General features: G+C 41.7%; 17 protein-coding genes. 3 read left to right on the top strand and 14 right to left on the bottom strand.

Annotation, left to right across the window (positions count from 1 at the left end; all coding sequences use genetic code 11):
• Window positions 1–50 precede the first annotated feature (50 nt).
• On the bottom strand, window positions 51–788 hold the full coding sequence (locus C727_RS0116235; RefSeq protein WP_017446714.1) for a sialate O-acetylesterase: 738 nt from the start codon (window positions 786–788) through the stop codon (window positions 51–53).
• 199 nt (window positions 789–987) lie between these two features.
• On the opposite strand from C727_RS0116235, the gene C727_RS0116230 reads away from it, so the two are divergent.
• On the top strand, window positions 988–1,767 hold the full coding sequence (locus tag C727_RS0116230; protein WP_017446713.1) for an IclR family transcriptional regulator: 780 nt from the start codon (window positions 988–990) through the stop codon (window positions 1,765–1,767).
• Between the two features lie 30 nt (window positions 1,768–1,797).
• Here C727_RS0116230 and C727_RS0116225 read toward each other — a convergent pair whose 3' ends face one another.
• The 7 genes from C727_RS0116225 to C727_RS0116195 form a co-directional block, all read right to left on the bottom strand.
• Window positions 1,798–4,290 (bottom strand): glycoside hydrolase family 95 protein, encoded by a 2,493-nt coding sequence (locus C727_RS0116225; protein WP_017446712.1) that lies wholly within the window; start codon window positions 4,288–4,290, stop codon window positions 1,798–1,800.
• A 10-nt stretch (window positions 4,291–4,300) separates the two neighbouring features.
• Entirely contained in the window at window positions 4,301–5,791 is a 1,491-nt protein-coding gene (locus tag C727_RS0116220) for an arylsulfatase (RefSeq protein ID WP_017446711.1), read from the bottom strand.
• 30 nt (window positions 5,792–5,821) lie between these two features.
• The gene (locus tag C727_RS0116215) at window positions 5,822–7,021 is read right to left on the bottom strand and encodes a UxaA family hydrolase (RefSeq protein ID WP_017446710.1); all 1,200 of its coding nucleotides are present in this window, start codon (window positions 7,019–7,021) and stop codon (window positions 5,822–5,824) included.
• Window positions 7,011–7,319 carry a UxaA family hydrolase gene (locus C727_RS0116210; protein ID WP_017446709.1) on the bottom strand — a complete coding sequence of 103 codons (309 nt, stop codon included), beginning with the start codon at window positions 7,317–7,319 and terminating at the stop codon, window positions 7,011–7,013. Before C727_RS0116210 ends, C727_RS0116215 begins: the two co-directional genes overlap by 11 nt.
• Window positions 7,320–7,335: 16 nt before the next feature.
• A complete protein-coding gene (locus C727_RS0116205) occupies window positions 7,336–8,190 on the bottom strand; it encodes a fumarylacetoacetate hydrolase family protein (RefSeq protein ID WP_017446708.1) in 855 nt (284 codons plus the stop codon).
• Between the two features lie 10 nt (window positions 8,191–8,200).
• Complete coding sequence (locus C727_RS0116200; protein WP_017446707.1) at window positions 8,201–8,974, bottom strand: SDR family NAD(P)-dependent oxidoreductase; 774 nt, start codon at window positions 8,972–8,974, stop codon at window positions 8,201–8,203.
• Window positions 8,975–9,053: 79 nt separating this feature from the next.
• Window positions 9,054–9,620, bottom strand: coding sequence for an RNA polymerase sigma factor (locus C727_RS0116195; protein WP_155949288.1), 567 nt, complete (start codon window positions 9,618–9,620; stop codon window positions 9,054–9,056).
• A 290-nt stretch (window positions 9,621–9,910) separates the two neighbouring features.
• Here C727_RS0116195 and C727_RS0116190 point away from each other — a divergent pair, with 290 nt between their 5' ends.
• Both C727_RS0116190 and C727_RS0116185 read left to right on the top strand, forming a co-directional pair.
• Entirely contained in the window at window positions 9,911–10,783 is an 873-nt protein-coding gene (locus C727_RS0116190) for an alpha/beta hydrolase (protein ID WP_162131408.1), read from the top strand.
• A 434-nt stretch (window positions 10,784–11,217) separates the two neighbouring features.
• Window positions 11,218–13,746 carry a glycoside hydrolase family 3 protein gene (locus C727_RS0116185; protein ID WP_155949311.1) on the top strand — a complete coding sequence of 843 codons (2,529 nt, stop codon included), beginning with the start codon at window positions 11,218–11,220 and terminating at the stop codon, window positions 13,744–13,746.
• A 228-nt stretch (window positions 13,747–13,974) separates the two neighbouring features.
• Here C727_RS0116185 and C727_RS18805 read toward each other — a convergent pair whose 3' ends face one another.
• From C727_RS18805 to C727_RS0116155, 6 genes are read right to left on the bottom strand one after another with little or no spacing between them, the layout of a single operon-like run.
• Window positions 13,975–15,156: a GDSL-type esterase/lipase family protein gene (locus tag C727_RS18805; RefSeq protein WP_017446703.1), complete on the bottom strand. Its 1,182-nt coding sequence runs from the start codon at window positions 15,154–15,156 to the stop codon at window positions 13,975–13,977.
• Window positions 15,153–16,883 carry a glycoside hydrolase family 9 protein gene (locus C727_RS18800; protein WP_017446702.1) on the bottom strand — a complete coding sequence of 577 codons (1,731 nt, stop codon included), beginning with the start codon at window positions 16,881–16,883 and terminating at the stop codon, window positions 15,153–15,155. The genes C727_RS18805 and C727_RS18800 overlap by 4 nt, the downstream gene beginning before the upstream one ends.
• 18 nt (window positions 16,884–16,901) lie before the next feature.
• On the bottom strand, window positions 16,902–17,921 hold the full coding sequence (locus C727_RS0116170) for a cupin-like domain-containing protein (RefSeq protein WP_017446701.1): 1,020 nt from the start codon (window positions 17,919–17,921) through the stop codon (window positions 16,902–16,904).
• Complete coding sequence (locus C727_RS0116165; RefSeq protein ID WP_017446700.1) at window positions 17,911–18,639, bottom strand: SapC family protein; 729 nt, start codon at window positions 18,637–18,639, stop codon at window positions 17,911–17,913. Before C727_RS0116165 ends, C727_RS0116170 begins: the two co-directional genes overlap by 11 nt.
• Before the next feature lie 12 nt (window positions 18,640–18,651).
• On the bottom strand, window positions 18,652–20,193 hold the full coding sequence (locus tag C727_RS0116160; RefSeq protein ID WP_017446699.1) for a tryptophan halogenase family protein: 1,542 nt from the start codon (window positions 20,191–20,193) through the stop codon (window positions 18,652–18,654).
• Between the two features lie 56 nt (window positions 20,194–20,249).
• Window positions 20,250–23,195 carry a TonB-dependent receptor gene (locus C727_RS0116155; protein WP_017446698.1) on the bottom strand — a complete coding sequence of 982 codons (2,946 nt, stop codon included), beginning with the start codon at window positions 23,193–23,195 and terminating at the stop codon, window positions 20,250–20,252.

Genomic DNA, 23,195 nt, shown 5'->3' with positions numbered 1-23,195 from the left:
TTTTAACCTTAGGTGTTGTACTATTGAGGTGATATAAAATCACCCCAAATTTATGATTGTGTCTGTTTGATCAACGCGGTAGCTGCTTCAGCAAATCTAAAACCTAACTCAACAAACCCTTGTTTTGTCATGTTAAGTCCATTGACCTGCTGCTGTGTTTTTTGGTCATAGCGGTTATTTAAATCGTCGGTATCGATCCAATAAATGTTGTTCAATTCAGATGCGACTTTAACTTGTGCAGCGCGAATTTTGCTCCAGTGTTTATAATTTTTATTTGCAAGATCAAAATCATTAATACGGCCTAGTACCACATTCATATTGGGTTGTTGATATTTAGTTTTTAAGTCTGCAATTACCCGCTTTAAACTCTCGCCATACACAGACGCTAACTGTAATTTAGCATCGCGTTCGCCTTGCATTAAAATGAAAGTAACCGAAGCTATATTTTTACCTTTAATGGCTTTATCCACTTTTTTAGTTAAACGTTCAAACACATCTCCAACCAATTTAGGGGTTTTACCGTTGGGCAAACGATAATTTTTATCCAAACGACTAATGGATAAGCCGCGCTCTGCGTCTTTAACAATAATAATATTGTTCGCACCAAACTCTTTATTTAACTGAGGTTTGAAAGACTTGGTTAAGTCTAACTGGCTCATATTTGACTGACCCGCCAAAATAAATAAGTGCTTTTGTGAGTTAGATTGCTGTACGCTATTGCTCGGTTCAGAAGTACTTGAACAGGCAGCGACTAATAAGATAAATACCGCAGAAAATATGGCTTTCATATTGCTCCTATGTCGCCCAATTGGGCCTCAGTCTAAAATTAAATAAAAAGTTAATTATTAAACCGTCATCCCTCACGAATCCGTAACTTTAAATGAGTTTTTCAAATAAAAACTTGTATTTTAAATTTAATTTTTCTTTTAAAGTTTTGTTACGTTAGGCATACTAATTAGATAATTAAAACAGAAAAGGAAGAGAAGTTTGGCTGAAACCACTCCAACAAAACGAAAATATGCAGCGCCTGCACTCGAAAAAGGCTTTGATATTTTAGAGATGCTGGCAAGAGAAAAAGTCCCCATGTCTCTTGCCCAAATGTCGGAAAAACTAAGCCGCTCTAAAAGCGAAATCTTTCGTATGGTCACAACATTAGAACAGCGTGGTTATTTAAGCAAAAAACCAGGTTCTGATTACTTTTATATTTCGAACAAGTTATTTGACTTAGGCATGAGTGTGCCCCCCACTGGCACTTTGGTTGAAGCGGCCTATCCTTTGATGCATGAACTGAGCCATGCAACCCAATCAAGCTGCCATATGGCCGTAGCAAGCGGCGAACGCATGGTAGTCATTGCGCGGGTAGAAAGTCCTTCTTCGGTCGGTTTGTCAGTGCGCATTGGCCACCATTTAGATTTGTATGAATCAGGCTCTGGGTTAGTATTATTGTCATTTATGGATGAACAGCAAAAACTTGCTCTGTTTGAGAGATATAAAAATACTAGAGCAGATTTCGACCGAGCATTGGTTGAAACCCAAATAGAACGAATAACTGCAAACGGTTATGCCAAAAGCGAAAGCCAAATTATTCAGGGTGTTGTCGATTTATCGTTTCCGATAATGTTAAACGAGCAAGTCGTATTGGCCAGCTTAACGGTACCTTATTTAAAAGGTCGCTTTAGCCATGCTGATATTACTGAAACGTTTGAAACACTGCGGGATACTGCACAAAGGATCTCAACATTGGCAAGCAGTTATGGTGGTTTTTAACCACCATAACTGAAATCTTTGAAAAAATTCTTAAATCTTTTCTATTTTATAAACATGGCCTGGATCGGTTGAAAAAGTCACTAAATCGTTCGTTTTAGTGAAGGTGACTGTTTCACCTAACGTCAAATTAGTTACTTTAACCTTTGGCAGATGCTCATTAAGAATAATCTGACAAGGATTTCCGGCAATCGATTCAATTTTTACATTAATCAACTCACCATCATTCCACGCAATATCTAGCTCAAATCCTTTGCGTGCCCGAATACCTTCAATAAATCCTGGTGTTTGCATCCACTCTTTAGGCCATGCGGGTAGCACTTCGATACCACCATCATGACTCTGCATTAAACTTTCAATAATACCAGCACTCGCGCCAAAATTACCGTCAATTTGGAAGGGAGGGTGGCTATCAAACAAGTTTTTGAGGGTCGATTTTGCAAACAATGCTTGCAAGTTTTCGCGAACTTTTTCGGGCTCTTTAAAACGGGCCCAAAGGTTAATTATCCATGCTCGGCTCCACCCAGTATGACCACCCCCATTAGCTAATCGATAGTCAACTGTTTGCCGCGCTGCATCAACCATTTCTGGATTGTTTCGGTAAGTGAACAAGTCACTTGGATGAAGGCCGTATATATGTGAAATGTGGCGATGCCCTTTCATTTTTTCGGCAAAGTTTTCCGACCATTCCATGATACGTCCATCCGGTCCAATTTGTGGACGCTCAAGCTTGCTCAACGCCGCTTCAACTTCACTACGCAACGGATCAGATTCTTGCAAAATATCGAGTATCTCAAGATAATAGGTAAAGGCTTCTAAAATGATCTGCTGATCCATTGAAGGGCCCATAGACACAGTTGTGACTTTTTCTTCACCTGACTCAGGGTCGATATAAATAAATTTATTTTCGGGTGAAGTTGCTGGACCAGATACCAATTTACCTGTGTCTGGATTTTCTGTGAGCCAATCAAGAAAAAACGAAACATAGCGCCGGTAAGTTGGTAGCGCCTGTTCGCGCAGTCGTTGTTTATCGCCTGTGTAATTATAATATTCCATCATTTGGCGCGTCGCCCAAGCACCGCCGGTTACCCACATACCCCACTGAGGTTGGCCTGACAAAGCGGTCATCAACCAAGCATCTGTCGTATGACCAACCGTACTGCCACGCATACCATAAGCTTTAGCAGTTGCTTGTCCGGCAATAGACAATCGTTCGATAAAGTCTAAATAAGGTCGATGCATTTCGGCTAGGTTTGCACTCTGCGGCAACCAATAATTCATTTGCATGTTGATATTAACATGATAATCAGAATTCCAAGGCGCTACATAACCATCGGCCCATAAACCCTGTAAGTTGGCCGGCATAGCTCCTTCGGCTGAACTCGAAATCATTAGGTAACGGGCAAATTGAAAATATAACGTTAATAGCTCTAAATCTTCTTGACCATTGCTATAATTTTTTAACCGAGTTTCGGTTGGCAGCCGAGTACTTTCTAAACCAGCAAAGTTTGCTTTTACCCGGCCAAACAAGTGTTTGTAGTGTTTGTGGTGATCCTGTTTTAACTTCGTATAAGTTTTATTTTTGGCTGCCGCTATTGTGGCAGCACTCGCGCTGGCTAGGTCAGTATTTAACGGCTTGTGCGGATCAGCATGATTATAATCTGTATTCACACTAAAAAGTAAAACAGCCTCGGTGGCGTCAGTCACTTCAATTAAGCCATCTTTGCTGCTCACTTGGCCATCAGTTTCGCTAACCGTCAACTGTCCCGCGTATTTAGTGCCGAATAATTCGCCATGGTGCTGCGCGATACCATTAAAAGTTAAACCGTTCGGCTGACTGTTAATTTGTGTATACCGGCGTTTATAATTCAACTTAAAGTTCAATGCATTCGCTTGATCGGCACTGAGTTTGATCACTATTACCTGATCTGGGGCTGACGCGAAAACTTCTCGCTGATAATGGACACCGTTAACCGTGAATTCTGTAGTTGCCAGCGCGGTTTCAATATTCAAACGCCTTTCATATTCAGTCGCGTTTTGATCAAATAAATCTGGATATTCAATAATCAAGTCGCCAAGCGTTTGATAGCTACGGGCTGGGCCTTCTTTAGCAAGAATTTTGGTGCGAGCAACTTCGTTTGCATGCCCATATTTGCCTTGCCAAATAAGTTCGCGTGCCTCCTGAATGCCTTCTTTAGCTTGTGGGTTGGCAACCGGGTGCTCACGTCCTGACCAAAGGGTGTCTTCGTTTAACTGAATGCGTTCTTTTGCAATGCCCCCGAACACCATAGCGCCCATGCGGCCATTGCCAATTGGAAAACCTTCTGCTTCCCAGATTTTGGCATGCAGAGTTTTCATTTTAGTTCGCTCGCCAGCTTTTGGGTCAGGCAAAGGGGTTGTCTCTTGCATTTGCGCCGGCGGAGCATCAGCCCAGATCGTTAGCGCTTTTTGCTGTCCGACCTCTGCCGCGACAAGCGGCAAAGAAAAACAGCTGGCCAACACTAACGTACGTTTAAAGTGTTTCATTAACAAACTCCTACGGCTTTTTCCATTTTACAGGCTTGAAAGCTAAACTTTCATCGAGCACTTGACCGACTTCAATTGGTTTATGCGCCTCTTTAGCAATAGCTTCCATTCTAGCGACAATCTTAGGATAATCCGCCGCAACATTATTTTGCTCTTCAATGTCGGTTTTTAAGTTATAAAGCTCAAATGGTTCGCCATGTTTTGCAACTGCTTTCCAATGCCCTATTCGCACCGCTTTGGCTTTATGATCTTCCCAATATAGATATTCGTGCTGTTGCTGCTGCTCAGGTTGACCTAATAGCGTCGGAAGAATTGAAACACCGTCTGTTGTTTCTGGTTTTTCTAAGCCAGCAATGTCTGCAAGCGTCGGCATGACATCTGGGAAATAACCTAAAAAGTCAGATTGAGTTTCTGGTGCCACTTTACCTGGCCAACGTACGATAAACGGAATCCGTAAACCGCCTTCATAAAATTGACGTTTGCCACCTCTAAAACGCTCACCTGTCACAGGGTTTAAGTTAGGCGCCAATACCCCATGTGGATGCTCTTTGTCTCTAAAATAAGCCTCGCCACCATTGTCGCCAGATAAAATGACAATCGTATTTTCATCTAAGCCCTGTTCTTTTAAAAAAGCCATAATTTCGCCTAACTGACGATCCATCATCTCAACCATGGCAGCATACAATTGTGCGTTTTTTTCGCCAAATTGGTTTTTGCCGCCCCAATCCAGATCTTTAAATTTTTGCCAAGCTGGATCATCATCTGGCATATCCCAATAACCATGCGGTGGCGTGTAAGCTAGATACGCATAAAACGGCTTTTCAGCGTTTTTACGTAAAAATTCCATCGCTTTGTCATGAATTAAATAATGAGAAAAGGTTTCGCCATCTAATGGGTAACCTGTGTTGCCTTTTAATGGCACTATTTCGCTATTATGGACAAGATATTCAGGGTAATAGCTATGTGCATGCACTTGGTTATAGTACCCATAAAACTCATCAAAACCTTGCTTTTCAGGGATACCCGTTGTGCCACGATCGCCTAACCCCCACTTACCATACCCGCCAGTGACGTACCCGGCTTTTTTTAATACTTCAGCAATAGTGACATCACTGTCTTTTAAAATATTACCTTTTTCATTTGAGCGGATGGGCGTATGTCCAGCATGTTGCCCTGTCATCAAACTGCTACGAGTCGATGCACACACGTTATTGCCCGCCAAAAATTGACTAAATACCATGCCTTCACGCGCAAACTTATCAATATTTGGAGTTTCTAGCTTTGGATGATGCATAAATGAGGACTCAAAATAGCCCCATTCATCTAACATCAAATGAATAATGTTAGGCTTTTTTGCCACTTCAACCTGCGCTTTTTGTTCTGGCGCTACCTGAGTTTCAGTGGAACTTTGCTGCTCGTTTTGACCGCACGCTGTTATCAAATTAGCAAATAACAAGCCTGTGGAGAGCTTTATCATGTTTTTAACAAATTTAGCTTTCATTATTTTTAAACTCGTTTAATGAATTTCAAATTAGATTAGACAACCTGGGCCCATTTGTTCTTTATTTTGAAATTGTTTGTAGGTTACTAAGAACTCCGCATGCCCGAGCGCTTCTGAGCAAGATTTTTGTCCTTGGGCCACCGCCACAATCAAATCAAAAATCTCCTGCCCTACCTCTTCAACGGTTGCTTCGCCATCAATAACTTTACCTGCATTAATGTCCATATCACCTGATAAATTTCGGTAGGTTTCAGGGTTAGCACAGATTTTAATAACAGGGGAGATTGCAGAACCAACAACTGAACCACGTCCCGTTGTAAATAAATTAATGTGGGCACCTGAAGCAACCATTTCGATGATTTCTGCGTTATCTGCGATATTCGGAAATCCAAAACGAGGGTCGCCATCAGGTACAACATCCATTAAATATAAACCTGATTTAGTTGGGATTTCGCCGGGGATAATCACGTCTGTGATCATTGATGCGCCCGATTTAGCATAGGCCCCCATAGATTTTTCTTCTTGTGTGGTTAAACCACCCTCGGCATTACCAGGCGCAAAGCTGCCATACCCCATAATGCTGTAATAACGCTCAGCTTTTTCAACAACTGAGACAATTTTATCCGCAACCTCTGGTGTTTGAGCTCGACCAGCCATAATCACTTCACAGCCAATTAACTCACCAGTTTCTTCAAAAATGCAACGACTGCCTTTTGCTAACAACTGGTCGAAACAGTATCCAACTGCAGGATTGGCGCTGATGCCACTGGTGCCGTCAGAGCCACCACAAATCGTTCCTATAATTAGCTCATCCAAGCCCATTGGCACTTGTTCAACTTGGTTAATTTCTGAGACTTGTTGTTGAACAATTTCAATCCCTTTATTAATGGTGCTTAACGTACCACCGCTTTTTTGGATCACTAAAGTAGAGACTGGGCGACCGCTCTTTTCTATTTCGGCAGCCAAATGTTCACGGTTAAACCCTTCGCAGCCCAGCGAAACTAAAGTCACAGCACCAACATTTGAATGTGTGCATAAACGCGTCATTAGATCAAGCGCATAGTCGTTTGGATAACAACCAGGAAATCCTAATAATTGAACTTCTTCTTGATTGACCTTGTTAACAATAGTGCGCGCAACATGGTGTGCGCATTCAACTAAATAAACCACCAATACTTGATTACGGATACCCTTTTGCCCGTCTTTTCGTAGATAACCTTTAAGCACCATTGCCTCCTTTATTGTCTCTTGTATGGCTGGCAATATAGTCACTTTGCAAGTTATGCATATGGACATGCTGGCCTAACTCAATATCTTTGCTAGCTGAGCCAATAGGTGCGTTGTATTTAATAATTTTTTCGCTTGCGGTGATCGCTCGGCGAGCAATTTTATGTCCAAGCTCCATATCCGCGTCGGCAACTACAGAGTGCCCCTCAACCGTCAGCGGCTCACCTTTTTTAATTGATCGACTGCAAACCAAAACATTGTCATTTGGATGCAGCAAGATCAAACGTGGCTCTTTATTCATATGCGCGCCCTATCCATTAACCAGCAGGTGTATAGTCAACAACCGTCTGTGTTTGCTCACCTAAACCATCAATGCCTAATTTCATTTTGTCGCCATGGTTAAGATAAACAGCTGGATTTTGGCCCATGCCAACTCCCGGTGGAGTGCCAGTAGAAATAATATCACCCGGCTGTAAGCTCATGAATTGACTTAAATAACTAACGATAAAGGCCGGTTGATATACCATGGTATTGGTATTGCCGTTTTGGTATTGTTTGCCATTAACTTCTAACCACATAGGTAGCTGAGTCACATCTTCGATTTCGTCTTTGGTCACTAACCAAGGACCGATTGGACCAAAAGTGTCACAGCCTTTGCCTTTACACCATTGTCCTTGACGCTCAATCTGGAATGCACGTTCAGAAATATCATTAATTAAACAATAACCAGCAATGTGTTTTTCTGCGTCTGCTTCATCAACATATGCCGTGTGCTCACCAATTACGATACCCAGTTCAACTTCCCAATCTAGTTTAGTGCTGTTTTTAGGTTTAATAATGTCATCATTTGGACCAGTGATAGAACTGGTGGCTTTCATAAATACCACTGGCTCTTCTGGTACTTGCATCCCTGTTTCAGCAGCGTGGTCGCTATAATTTAAACCAATACAAATAAATTTTCCGACCTTGTTCACACATGGACCAATGCGTTGCTCAGCACTTAATTCAGGCAATTGAGAAAAGTCGCTCTCGGCCAGTTTTGCCAGAGATTCGTTTGATAAAAATTGGCCTTCAACATCAGTGATCAAAGAAGAGATATCGCGGATTTTATTTTGTTTGTCTAACACGGCTGGTTTTTCTTGACCAGCGGGACCTACTCTTAAAAGTTTCATAAAGACTCCATTAATTATTGATGGTGACAAAACCACCATCAATCGGAAAGTTACTGCCAGTGATAAAGCTCGCTTTATCTGAGGCTAAATATTCGATTAAATTAGCAATTTCTTCTGGTGTACCCATACGACCGATTGGCTGACTTTTAGACAATTTGTCAAACATTTCTTGTTTATTATCTGGGTAGTTTTTATCTAGGTAAGCATCTACAAATGGTGTGTGCACTCTACCTGGCGAGACACAATTACACCGGATCCCCTGGTCAATGTAGTCACGTGCTATTGAATATGTCATTGTCAATACCGCACCTTTTGACATCGAATAGGCAAATCTATCTTCAATACCGACCGAAGAGGCAATAGAGGCCATGTTAATAATAACGCCGTGTTTACGTTCACGCATACCTGCTATGACCGCTTGCACACAATTATAAATACCCTTGACGTTCACTTGATAAACTCGGTCAAAATCGTCAACGGGTGTATTTTCGATGTTGCCAACAAACCCAATGCCGGCATTGTTTATCAAAATGTCGATGGCTGTCGTTTGCTGTATTTGCTCAAAAACAGACAACACTTGCTCGTGTTCGGCAACATTGAGTTGATAAGCCTGGGCTTGGCCGCCTTGAGATTGGATCATGGCTTGAGTTTCTTCCGCTGCAGCCAGATTGAGATCTAGTACCACTACGTTATGCCCAGCTCTAGAAAGCGCCAGACATATGCTGCGACCAATGCCACTACCGCCGCCAGTGACAGCGGCATTTTTAATATTCTGCGAAGTCATAAATTAAATCCGAAACATTGTTTTATATTTGACATGTTATTATTTTTTTAACATTTGTCAATCATGTTTATGCAGCAATTTAAAGTGAGCTAACGGGATCCGCTTGATAATAACTACGTTTAAACGTTTGTTTATTTTCGTAGGTTTCTAAATGACGCTTGCATACTAAAATTGCTTCACGTAAGTACTTTTCGACGCTACTAATAGAAATGCCCAACTCTTGTGCGATTTCTTTATGCGAAAATGAATAGACCTTTCTTAATAAAAAGACTTGTTTGCACTTTTCAGACAACAGACCTAATGCCTCTTGGTAGATCTCCATTCGCTGACGTTTATCAAACTCAAATTCCAAACCATTACAGCCATAGTTTTCCATTTCTGGCATACAGTCCTCGATATAATCGGTAGTTTGATTAGATTTACGCGCGATTTCGTTGAGTGCTAGATTTTTAGCAATCGTAAATAAAAAGGCTTTTGGTTGACTAATTTCGTTTTTTTGATCAGAAGCATGCATCGCCCGAATAAACACTTCTTGAGTAATATCTTCTATATCTTGATCACGTTTTAAATAGTTTTTTAAAAAACGCTTAATAAAAAGATCGTGTTTGATAAATGTATCGGTTAACTGCATTCTGCAATGGTTCATAATCTTATTGTCACCGTCATTTGATAAACCAAGAATCCATTTCACGTTAGGTCAAATTTTCATCACTATTTGTGAAGTATTTTTAAAACGCTCTATGCCTATTCGCATTCGACCTATTCTAAATGAGAAACATCATTTCACATTTGATTCAATTTTAATAAAACATGTTATAAAGTCAAGGTTAATTAAATTTAAATTATCATTTAATTAACAAAGCAGAATTAAAATTCCGGTTTTAAGAAGGTTAAATGTTTAATATCATTAAGATAATTTTTGAGGAAAATAGACTTGTGAATATCATTAAAAAATTGAGTGTTTTTTGTTTGTTATGTTTAGGTTTGATCAATATCAGTCATGCAGCTCAACCCAAACCCGATCAATCCATGGTTTATAAAACAGTAGGTGAAGTTGACTTAAAACTGCATATGTTTTTGCCCAAACAGGTGGCGCAGGGCATAAAAACACCGGCTATTATTTTCTTTTTTGGTGGTGGCTGGGTGAGCGGTAATCCTAATCAATTCTATCGTCAAGCAGACTATTTAGCCGATCGAGGAATTTTAGCGATTTCGGCTGAATACAGAGTTAAAAAGCGCAATAATACTACGCCTAAAGATGCCGTTAGTGATGCAAAGTCAGCGATGCGTTGGCTGCGTCAAAACGCCGATAAGTTAAATATTGATCCAGACCAAATTATTGCAGCAGGGGGTTCTGCTGGGGCCCATTTAGCCGCATCAACGGCAACCATACCCTCTTTTAATGCTAAAACTGATGATCTAACCATTAGTACAGTGCCAAATGCCTTGGTGTTATTTAACCCAGTTTTTGATAACGGTCCAGACGGCTGGGGTTACGAAACAGTCAAAAATTATTGGCAAGATATTTCGCCAATGCATAACTTGCATGCTGGTGTACCACCAACTTTAGTCCTGATAGGCGACAAAGATAAACTCATCCCTATCTCTGTACCCAAACGCTTTCAACAAAAAATGCATGCTTTAGGCATTCGCAGTGAATTAGAAATTTACCCAGGACAAGGGCATGGTTTTTTTAATTATAAAAACAAAAACAATTTCAGAGATACACTACTAAAAGTTGATAACTTTTTAGTGTCTTTAGGATATTTAAAAGGCCAAGCTGACCTTCAGAAAATTAATGCGCTATAAGAATTTAGAAAAGTTAAAACAAGTGGAGCTGCGCAGCTAGCTCCGCTCAATCCTTAATAAACATAATCCTGATCTGTATTGAATACTTACAATTGATATCTATGCGAATACTTTCTCTTTATAAAAAGGATCTTAAACCTAGATGAAGCGAGTGCCTAGTTTGATAAGATTTACCAAGTATATGTTCTACTAAAGAAGCACAATATATCACTTTCCGATCATCCAGTGATGGAGTAATAAGTAAATCATTTACAATGATACGCAACACATGGTCTGAATCCTAGCTCTACCTCACAATCAACATGGATAAGCAGCAAGCAAAGACGATTAAACCCGTATTTTACCCGCTTCATCGTTTCTCAATAGGTTAAAAATTAACTTATATGTAACATTGAATTAAATGTTACATAGAGCAATAGCGGATCCTTATTATGATGACCAAACTTTTTAAATATACGGCGATAGCAGCCACTACTTGTGCATTATTTGCATGCCAAAACACAGAAGATAAAGTTCAGCCAAACGTAAAATCAGAAACCTTAAAACTATGGCCCCAGCCCATCTCTAAAATAAAACAAGACCCCAAGTTAGAAAAAAAAATCGAGGCACTTCTGGCTGAAATGACCCTAGAGCACAAAGTCGCTCAAATGGTGCAACCAGAGTTACGCTCTATTACAGTTGAAGAGATGCGCCAATATGGATTTGGATCATTTTTAAATGGTGGTGGCTCGTTTCCACAGCAGAACAAATACGCCAGCGTGCAAGATTGGATAAAAACAGCCGATGACTTTTATAAAGCCTGTTTAGACGACTCTTTAGATGGCAGCAGTATTCCCTGTATCTGGGGCACAGATGCTGTTCATGGCCACAACAATGTATTAGGTGCAACCTTGTTCCCTCACAATATTGGCCTTGGTGCTGCCAATAACCCAGATTTAATTAAAGATATTGCCGCAGCTATCGCACGAGAAGTGGCTGCGACAGCCATCGATTGGGACTTTTCGCCTACCGTTGCAGTTGCACGCGATGACCGCTGGGGACGAGCTTATGAAAGTTTTTCCGAAGATCCGGCTATTGTACGAAGCTATGCAGGAAAATATGTTGAGGGCATTCAAGGTGAAGCCGGTAAAGACTTTTTATCTAACCAACACATTTTAGCAACAGCCAAACATTTTGTTGGTGATGGCGGCACTGATAGAGGCGTTGACCAAGGCAATAATTTGGCCAGCGAAGCAGAGTTAATAAATATTCATGCGCAAGGCTATGTCACCGCAATTGAAGCTGGCGTACAAGCCATTATGGCATCGTTTAACAGTTGGCACGGTCAAAAGTTGCATGGTTATAAATATCTATTAACGGATGTTTTAAAAGAGCGCATGAATTTTGATGGTTTAGTCGTTGGTGATTGGAATGGACATGGCCAAGTAGCAGGTTGTAGCAACGAAAGCTGCGCAGCCGCAATCAATGCAGGTGTTGATATTATTATGGTGCCTGAAGACTGGAAAGCATTTTATCATAATACCTTAGCTCAAGTACGCAGCGGCGAAATTTCAGAAGCCAGAATCAATGATGCTGTGACCCGAATTTTGCGCGTTAAATTAAGAGCCGGTGTATTTAATGATTTACCGTCGCAAAGATTACATGCAGCAAATAGCGATCGTTTAGGGCATCCAGAGCATAAAGCCATCGCTCGCCAAGCGGTGCGCGAGTCACTCGTATTATTAAAAAATAATCACAGTCTTTTACCATTAAACCCTAAACAAAAAATATTGTTAGCGGGTGACGGTGCTGACAATATCAGCAAACAAAATGGTGGCTGGACATTAACCTGGCAAGGAACCGGCAATACCAACGACGACTTCCCGAACGCAACCTCTATCTATCAAGGGTTTAAAAATCAGGTTGAAGCCGCTGGCGGCTCAGTCATGTTAAGTGAAAATGGCCAGTTCAGTGAAAAGCCAGATGTTGCAATTGTAGTAATAGGTGAAGAACCTTATGCTGAGATGCAAGGTGATATTAAATCTGGCACTTTTGAATACCAGCCGATTACTAAAGCAGACCTGGCTTTATTAAAATCATTAAAATCGCAAAACATCCCTGTGGTCACAGTATTTTTATCGGGCCGTCCATTATGGATGAACAAAGAAATCAACCAGTCTGATGCTTTTGTGGCCGCTTGGTTACCTGGCTCAGAAGGTGCAGGTATCGCCGATGTATTATTACGTGATGTCAACGGACAAGTGCAGTATGATTTTACTGGCAAGCTCAGCTTTAGCTGGCCTGCTAAAGCCAATGCTAAACCCGTCAATGCCCCCTACACAGACAAAAATGATGCGTTGTTTAAATTGGGTTACGGGTTAACTTATCAAGATGATATTCAGCTTGCTCAATTGCAAGAAGACTATGCTGACATGCCTAAATTAGACACCTCTTCTGATTTAGTTTTATTCAGCCAGGCTCCTAAGTTAGGTTATACTTTTGCATTGAACACTGGCGAGCAATCTACTGCAATCAATGCCAGTGTGGTCACAACCGATGCCATCACTTTTTCAAGTCAAAACCGGTTTGTGCAAGAAGACTCATTTAAAATCAATTGGACTGCAGAGCAAAAATTAAGCGCTATCGCTATGCAGCAAAACAACGGCATAAACATTTCTGCTTATGCAGATGCAAATGCAGCCTTGGTCTTTGAAGTAAAAGCCGATAAACCCGTGCGCGGTAATATTAATGTATTGGTGCAAGAAAAGCAGCAAGCATTAGATACTGTTTCAATTAACTCATTAATAAAAACAGACGGTCAGTGGCAACCTGTTGCGGTTAAATTAAATTGTTTTAAACAAACAGACTTTAGCCAGCCAATCAGCACAATTTGGGGCCTAAGCAGCGCTCAAATGAACGAATTAAGCGTGGCTAATATTCGCTTAAGCACAGCGGAACAAAAAAACTTGCTAGACTGCGAGTAAAAACAAGACCCGCACAATCGAATTTGTGCGGGGTTTATCAGATACTGGTTGCAAGCAAAACAATCGAACTTAGTAACTCTTGATAAAGTACGTCATTAAAAATATGCACCTGTGACCCTACCTTTGTTCCGGTAAACCTTTAAACGCTGCTTTAACTCTGGATAAGTTTGCCAGCCTAATGTTTTTGCGACCTCAATCGCTTCTTGCTGATTTCGGCGATCAAAAAATTCAATCGGCTAGGTATTTTTTGAAATAAGGTGCCAGTTTGGTAGCCCAAATTTGATAGCCTTTTTCATTTGGGTGCAGCCAATCAGGCATGATCTCTTTTGATAAAGTCTGATCATTATTCAAAAATGCAGGATTAAAATTAGCTCTTAGCAGATCATACTTTTTGCCTAGTTCATTTAACCTGGCATTTGTTTTGGCGTTATTCACTCGCATGGCATGGTTCGGTTCTTCGCCTCGAGGGAAGATATCCAATAATAAAATCTGGCTTTCTGGTAAACGTTTTTTTAGCTCACGAACAATCTGCTCTATGCCTTTTGCAATATACTCAGGCGCTTCCATCCGGTGGCCGGTATTATTGGTGCCTATCATAATGACTACAAGTTCAGGATTCAGACCGTCCACTTCACCATTTTGCAAACGCCAGAGAACGTTTTCGGTGCGGTCGCCCGAAAAGCCTAAATTAAGCGTTTTAATATCAGCAAACCAGTGCTGCCAAACTGCTTTTCCTTTGCGTTCCCAACCGTGGGTGATCGAATCCCCGATCAAAATTAGCTCGGGATCTATGTTAATTTTTTCAAGCAATTTTTGTTGATGCCGTTGCTTCCACCAAGATTTAGCCCAATAAGTATTGAGTGGTGCTGGCGTTATTGCTCGCAACTCAGGCTCAGTGCAAGCATAGTTCGTCGTTACTTTTTCGCTCATTGAAATATCTTTAAGAAACACTTTCGCGTTGCCAATGCGCTCAAATGTTAACGTGGGTCGCGGCCAATCGGTTTGCGCCTCGGGGTGGTTAAAACAGTTTACGGGAATGGATAAATGATGCCACCCCGTGTCTGAATGAACCGTTAACCAAGGTTCAATATTCAATTGGCCAGAGCATTCTCGGCCACAGTCCAATTTTATATTCAATGACGATTTTTGCGCATCTTCCGCTTTTATATAAAAAGATAAGCTTTTGGCTTGATAAAAATCTGCGAGCTTAATTTTTGTATCTGGTACCCATTGCACAGAACTCGAGCGATTGGTGCTATCAATGACTTGTATTTCCGTATTCTGGTCGGTCAAAGGTCCTGCTGCTTGCAACGAAAAACCTGCCATGGCTGGTTTGAGAATGGTCATCAAACCCACATTAAGCAGAAGAAGCGTCGCCAGTTTGCGATAGCTTGTAACTTTGTACATCATTCTTTTTCTCTCTCGTTTTTTTGTTCGTTAAACGCAGCTAACGCGTAAACCAGCGCCGCATTCCAATTAATCGCCACCTCGTTGGTTGAATAACTACACCAAGTATCCAAATAAGACAACGCGGGGAGCTCGGAGGGATACCCGTTACATTTATCTTGTTGACCCGCATGGGGGCCGCCGACTAACCAGCCAGGCACAGGTGCTTTAACCTTATCTGCCGCCGAGATCCTATGATGAATATCGACCGGTGAATAAGTACCCATGCCAGTAATAAACAAATATCCCGTCGGGTTTTTACCCATTAAATAATCGAGCGTACCTTGCATGGCTAATTTATACTCAGCTTTTTGCGAGATCTGATAAGCCTTGGCAAGGATCATCAGTTGATTGGCGGCAGTCCCATTACTTCCCCAAATAAAATCATTTTTATGGTGTCCCATGGTAACGGCCAATGATGAATTTTGATAAGTTTTAACAAGCTCATCGGCAAGCTGAACAATTAGCCGCTGAGCTTGTTGCTGCCATTTCAGGTTAGTTTCTTGTTTAGCCAATGCAAAATAAGCAAATGCTGCCACTTGGCTCCATGAAGCAACTTGTATCTCAATATTTGTTGGGATTTTTTGCCATAAATCAGCTTGCTCAGTAACAATAGCCAACTCTGACGTTGCCCAGAACCACTCGTCATTTAATTGTTCTATTCGGCTAGCATATTCCCCTGTATGTATATCTGCTGGCTGCTGATAAACCTGTTTTGGGTGTTTTAGGGCCCATATATAAGCCTTTTTGGCCGCCGCTAGATATTCATTTGCATGCACTGGTAAGACTTTTACCAACACTCTAGAGGCTAACGCCATTACCGCAGAAAAATCCAAACTGGCTGTGACAGACTTAGCCACTAAGTAGCGCTCTGACAAGGCTTCGTCCGGCATAACTTTGCCAGTAAACTTTTTAGTCGTTAGCTTATGGTAGACCCCACCATCATTTGGGTCCTGCATCTTGCTTAACCAATCCAATTGCCACAAAATTTCGTCTAACATATCCGTTTGGTGATGCTCGCTTTTTGGAATATTAAGCGACAGTTGCTTCATTATCGGAAAGTCTTGATAAGCTAATAACAGACTGGCTAAAGCAACACTACCATTTACCACATACTGATTATAGTCACCTGCGTCGTACCAACCTTTACCAATTTCGACCTGAGTGCCCGCTGGCCGCATCGCATCAGCCGCCGAAGCATGGATGATAGCGGTTTTTCCAGTATGACCCGCTGCGCGTGCATAAATGCCTGCATGTTCACTTTTAAGTGCTGTGCCAGCCCGATTAAAATAAAAAGCTTTAGTCACTTGCGTTAGCGCTTGCTGATAAACTTGGTCATTTATATTTATAATAACCGGTGATAACCCCGAATCCGGAATAAAAAGTTTGTAAACCCCTGGGCAATGCAATTGTTTAAGATCCAGCATGACATAATCTTGGGCTGCAAACGGCCAATGTTTGGGTTTAGTGCTCACACCTGTCAGAACCAGTTCGCCGCTTTTATCGGCGACTTTAAAATGCACTGGCCCGTCACTTTGTAAAAACACTTGTTTATTAGCAGTGACGGGGTAGCCCAGTTGGTTATACATGACGGGGCCTGTGACCTTGACATGTTTATTATTTGGGGTCGGCTGACAAGCCATTAGCGTTGTCAAAAACAAGCTGACAGCGAAGATAAAACCCTTGTTCATTTACCCGCCTTTATTCGGTTAGCGATTTAATTTATTCAATAAAAGTCCACGCAACTTACGTGCACTGTCTTCGGTAAGACAGTTCAACACACCTTGGCGATCGATTGGTAAATGCGTTAAATCTATGTCGCTAAAGATATAATATTCAAACAAGGCTTTCCAGTGCTGTTTTTGCTCAGAAGGTAAGTCTTTTATAGATAATAAAGCATGGAGTAATGCATCTGTCGGGTTGCCAGCATAGGCGGGAACCGGGCGCCACCAATAATTTTGTAACAAATTAACCGAGCTTAAGCCTTCGACATGATGCCACCACATACTGGGTATATATACGACATCACCAGCAGACAATTCTGCAACCATAGCGGTTTTTAAGGCATCTTTAAAACGCGGATAACGTTCAACATCCGGATTGGCAAAATCAACCATGCTGGTCACTTGACCTGCGGGCGTATAGTCGATAGGACCAGGATAAAGGTTTTTAATTTGCTCAGGAGGGAACAGGGTAAAACGTCGTTCACCTGCTAAGTTACAGGCCAAGTTATCTGGCACATCATAATGGGTGGCAATACGTGATTGATTGCCAAGCCAAACACTGGCCCACGCAGACGGCAAACACCCGTTAAGATCATTATATTGGCGGTAATTAGGTAAAACCGCATCCACCTGCGTAGACCCCATGTACAAATACTCGCTTGATTGCGACTTGGTTACTTGCAGCAAGAGCATCTCTAGCACAGCGTCAAACGAGTGCATTTGACGCTTAAAATTCATGCCAGATAAGTCTTGGTTGTAAAAATAACGAGCATTTTTATCCTTTGGCAAGGACATCAGATGAACTTGTTTCTGACAACTAAACGACCGTAAATAGCCTAAAAGCTCTTCCGCAGATGTTAGCCCTGCTTGAACCACAGGCCAGCCTTTTACAGCCCCTTTAATAACGACCGGTTCCGCGTACGCTTCAACCAGTTCAAATAAGTTGTCGTTCGGCCCAGCCTCTACGGTCGGTACAGACGGCAAAAGGTGATAATCAACTGCCATTTTTAACGGTTTGGTTTTTACGTCGGATGAGTTCGCTTAATTGAGCTGTCGACGCAATTACCATATAGATTGCAGACAAATAACCGGATTGTTTTAGTTTGTATAATTCGTCTGCTTTAAGCGCGGCTAGTTTTTCTTCTGATATGGCGAATAAATCACCCATTTTGTATTTTTTATGATTGTCGAGTTCTACCTCTAATTGGGCAGCCTCAATCAAATTGTATTCACTTAAGGTACGGACAAAATCTTGATTGTTTTGATGCCCTTGGTGAATGCTGGCTAACAATTGACTGATATATTGCAAATAGTCAGATTGACCGCCATGCGGTAAAAACACGGATTGCCCTTCACTGTCACTCACTCTAGGGTGTTGCATATCCACATATACAACTGGCTCGGGTTCCCCCCCACCCGCGATGGGTTCCTGAAAGCCAATTAAAAAAGGCGCTCTCTGGATACTCCAAGGAATATAATTGGCTTGCCAATCACTGTTTTGTAAAAACAAGTTTTCTCCCTGTTCAAAACCAAACAAAGCCACAGGTTCTAATTGTTCTTCAGCATTTTTTACAAAAAATATAGGATAACAGGCTTGTGCCTGAGTTAATTCAGGCACAAATACCCGTGCATAGCTGAGGTTGTCACCAAATTCGGCACCATACTGGCGGATAATACGTAAATTTTTATGTTTAATATTGTCTAAAAGCTCGTGTTCAGCCATTTAATTACCCTGTTATGCTTGAATGATATGATTAATAAGGCGGCGATGCGCCGGTAAATGCGCGAGCATTTTTTCGGTTATCTGTTGATTTTGTGCAAAACCCGCTTGTGCGAGATGAAGCTGCTGACGGGTGCGGGAGGCTCTAGAGTGCGTTTTATGCTGATATCCCATGCCATACAAAACATATTGATAACTGGCCGATGGGAATACCTCTTCAATGTGCGTAAAATCTTTTTTCCAAGGTCCTTGATATTGCCACATTGCCAGCAATTCAGACAAAGATTCAGGCCAACTCGCCGGATCTCTATGATCTCGCCAATAGTTAGAATCATCCCGTTGGCTTATACAATAATGGAGTTTTAAAAAATCTATTATGCGTTGCCAACGGTAATTAAATGTCTCGTTAAAACGTTTTGCGGCTATCTCCATTACCGCTCGGTCAGCCGGTAAATTTTCACTCAACATAGCCGCAGATAACTCGACCAAAACCAACGCCGATGCTTCTAACGGCTCAATAAAACCGGCAGATACCCCGATAGCGACACAATTTTTTACCCAGAATTTTTCTCGATATCCTGGATTTAGGTTCAGCGTTTTACAACTTATCTCATCCGCATTCATCTCACTTGTGGCGGTAATATAATCTATTAACTGCTGCTCTGCTTCAGCATGCGATACATAATCTGACGCAAACACATGGCCGACCCCACGGCGTGACTGTAAGCCTATATCCCAAATCCAGCCGTTCGCTGTCGCTGTAGAGACAGTATGGCTGGCAATTGGGCTGTCTGGTTGCGGATACTTAACATGAGCTGCAATGGCAGTATCATTAAATAACACATTTTTTTGGCTGATATGGGCTACCTGATAATGATCCGCAATCAAACGAGCGGCAAAACCACTGCAATCAATAAATAGGTCACCACTGATTAAACCACTTTTACGTCCAACTAAACCTTTAATATCAGAGTTAGGATCGCCTTGAACTGAATCAATATGATCTTGAATATACTGAACACCCAGACGTTCTAAACAGTGTTTTTTTAAAAATTGAGTAAACTTACCCGCGTCTAGATGGTAGGCATAGTTTGCAACATGAGCATATTCTGGTGTACTGATTTGTTTTGGTGCCAGACCTTGCTCACACAATTGACTTTGCGGACATACTGCATCCGCAAAACTTAACTCGTATTCATTTGACCAATATTGCGCTAAGTTAATTTGATTAAAGTTATGTGGCAAAACCAACGGGTGGTAATAAAAATCTTGTTTGTCATTGTGAGTCCACTGACAAAATTTTGCACCTTGTTTAAAGGCCGCGTCGCATTCACGTATAAAATCAGCTTCTTTAATGCCCATTTTATTTAATGTTGCCCGCATTGTTGGCCAGGTTCCTTCGCCAACACCTAAGATTTTAACATCGGGTGATTCAACCAAGACCACTTCTAAACCATCTGGCTGAGCCGATAAATGTTCGGCGGCTAAGGTACCTGCGGTTAACCAACCCGCAGCACCGCCACCGAGAATAACCACTTTTTGAATGGGTTTTGCCACTTAACCTCCTAAAAAACAAAGCCGCCTAAGCGGCTTTGCTGAGCTTGCTTCTTTATTTAAAAGCTATAGCGTGCACCTACAATATAACGGGCACCATATTGTCTTGCAAAAAGGAATTGCTCTTGATACCGCCCGTAACCACGTTCAGTTTCATTGGTTAAGTTAACCCCCTCAAACGAAACAGATAGGTTATTAGACACATCATAATTCACACTAAAATCTAACTGACCAAAATCTTCATGGTATTGCGGCGGGTTATCTGAACTACCTTGCTCTTGACCTACGCCAATCAAATACCCATCACGCCAGCTATACGTTAATTTAACGGACAAACCGTCTTTTTCGTAAAAGCCTTGGAAGTTAGCCGAATCACTTAAACCCACTAGCGGGGTTTGTATTTCAAACACAGCGTCATTGTCGTAAGTATTGTCGCTATCCACTACGGTAATGTTTACGCCTGTCCCAAATCCAGTATCGCCAAACATATGTTGTAACGCAAATTCAAAACCACGCGTTTGTTTTTGGTCTTCATAGTTTAACGGCTGAGTCACTCGCCATACGGCTAATGGATCATCAGCATTTTGGCTGATAATGCCATTTGCATCGGCGCCACCATTGTCCACAATTTGCTGATAAATTTCTTCAATTTCTGGACTATAAGTAGGGTTACCATTCGCCGCGCGGATATCAGCAATCGCCTGTTGGGCACGGGCGCCTTCGAGCGGATCCCGTAAACCGTCAATTTCAGTCTCGGTTGACAGATTCGCAATCCAATCATTAACCGTTTTTTGGAATAAACCGAGTGAAACATAGCTCGCATCATCGTAATAATATTCAAACGACAAATCTATGTTAGTTGCTTCGTACGGCAATAATCCAGGATTGCCTGACGAGCCAGTGCGTGAACCAGGTTTAGGACGACTTGATAGAGACTGAGTCGCTTTCAAATCACCCAGAGGTGCTCGAGAGATTGATTTACCAGCAGAAAAACGCGCAATAAAATCATCTGTCAGTTCGATTTTAAAATCCATCATTGGCAAAATCACATCATAATCAGCATCGACACTATAGCTGTCGGTTTCGCTACTAAACGCAAGATTCCATTCAGTTGGGCTAACCCACTGGATCGCTTCTGGACGATCTTGGTTTACAATGCTGGTAACTTCCGTTTTTTCGTAACGCACGCCAAAATTTAAATCAGCCGGTTTATCAAATAAATCAAACACTAACGCTGATTGCAAATAAGCACTTGTAGTGACTTCTTCTAAATCATCAAACGAACTAGTACCCGACATAGGATCTGTGCTGAAATTATCAAAAAATGCAGCAGTACGGGTCATGGCTTCGTCAAAATCATAATCATAATAGTAGTCAGTCACCATATTGTCACCGCCACTGGAAAACTCATCTAAAAAGTCATTCAGCTGCACACGGGTAAACATACTATCTGGGAAAATTGCCTGATTGCCAGCATAACCCACTGGTCCTTGCTGCCCTGAGCTATAATTTGCACCAGACAAAGTTTGTTTGGTATAAGCCAACCCACCACGAATATTAGATAAAATGCCGTAGTCTGGGTTAACCCATTCAGAATTAAACTGAAGTTGCTCTATTTCCGATTTACCCTGATTGCGCAAAAATTCTGCAAAAGTCACATCAAAATCTTCCGGTAAGGCTTCTGCTTCTCCTTGAGGCCAAAACATTTCTAACTGTGGGATATCACCGGTTGTATAGTCATAAGTTTTTGAGACTAAGTTATTTGGCGCTATGATAATAAATGGAGAGCTCTGACTACCCGGATCGGCACCATTATCTGTTTCATTGCTCGAATCATGATAATCTAACTCTAAATGTAAATCCGGAGTTGCTTGCCACTCTAAATTTAAGCCCAATGAACGTGCTTTAACTTCCGTCGTGCCTTTTCTGGCCGTATGAGCATAGTCGTTATTTGCTTCGTTAAATTTAATCGCAGTACCATTTTCGTCCAACTCATAAGATTTAATATTACCGCCATAGTTAAACCAAACACCAAAAGACATGCTCTCTTCAGCGGTTACTGCTTCACTCGCGGTATAATCTAATGTTGCAGTCAAAGTGTCTGTCGGCGCGTATTGGAAAGTCACTTGACCATTGGAACGGGTACGCTCAACATTGTTAATTTGATATCCAAAACCTCGTGGTAAATAGGTGTGACCCGCTTTTACCGTTTCGCCCGCTTCGTTGACCGTATTAGGGCGATTATCAATAGCATCTGAGCCAGTCGCATCACCCAAACCTTGATCTATCTGCCAGCCTGATATAGAAGCGCTTTGCTGTTGGAAATTACGTTCTTGGTGTGACAGGCTCACCGCAACTCCTATCGTATTTCCAGCAAAAGTATTGCTGTATAATGCCGACAACTGGGGCGTTAAGCTATCACCTGTCTCAACTGACTCATCATATATCCCTTTTGCCGAGACAGTATATTTTAAGCCTGGTGATGCCAATGGTTTAGTCGTGCGAATATTGACAGTAGCACCTAAACCACCAGTCGGTGTTTCAGCTCTCGCCGTTTTTTGCAATTCAAGCGCACTTACTCCATCTGGGGACAAGTTTTCTAAATCGAATGAGCGGTTATAACCAGTGCCTGGCATTTGGCGGCCATTTAACATAATTAAATTAAAGTCGGGACCAAAACCTCGAACGGTAATTTGACTGCCCTCACCATTTGAGCGACTAATAGAAACACCGGTAATACGGCCTAACGATTCAGCTAAGTTAGTATCTGGGAATTTACCCATTTCTTCGGCTGAAATGGCATCAATAACCCCACTACTGCTGCGTTTGATATCCATCGCTCTAATTAAGCTGCCACGAATACCTTTTACCTGAATCACTTCAGCAACTTCGGTTTCGTTTGCTTGCCCTTCTGCCGCATAAGCAGGCAATACAAAACCAGCAGCTCCCAAAGATAAACTTAAAGAGGCCGCAATTGAGTTTAATTTAAATGTTTTTGAGTTCAT

Source organism: Gayadomonas joobiniege G7 (genome assembly GCF_000300815.1).
GTDB classification, from domain to species: Bacteria; Pseudomonadota; Gammaproteobacteria; order Enterobacterales; family Alteromonadaceae; genus Catenovulum; species Catenovulum joobiniege.
Note: the sequence above shows the minus strand (reverse complement) of the source record. Positions and strands in the feature narration are given on the sequence as shown.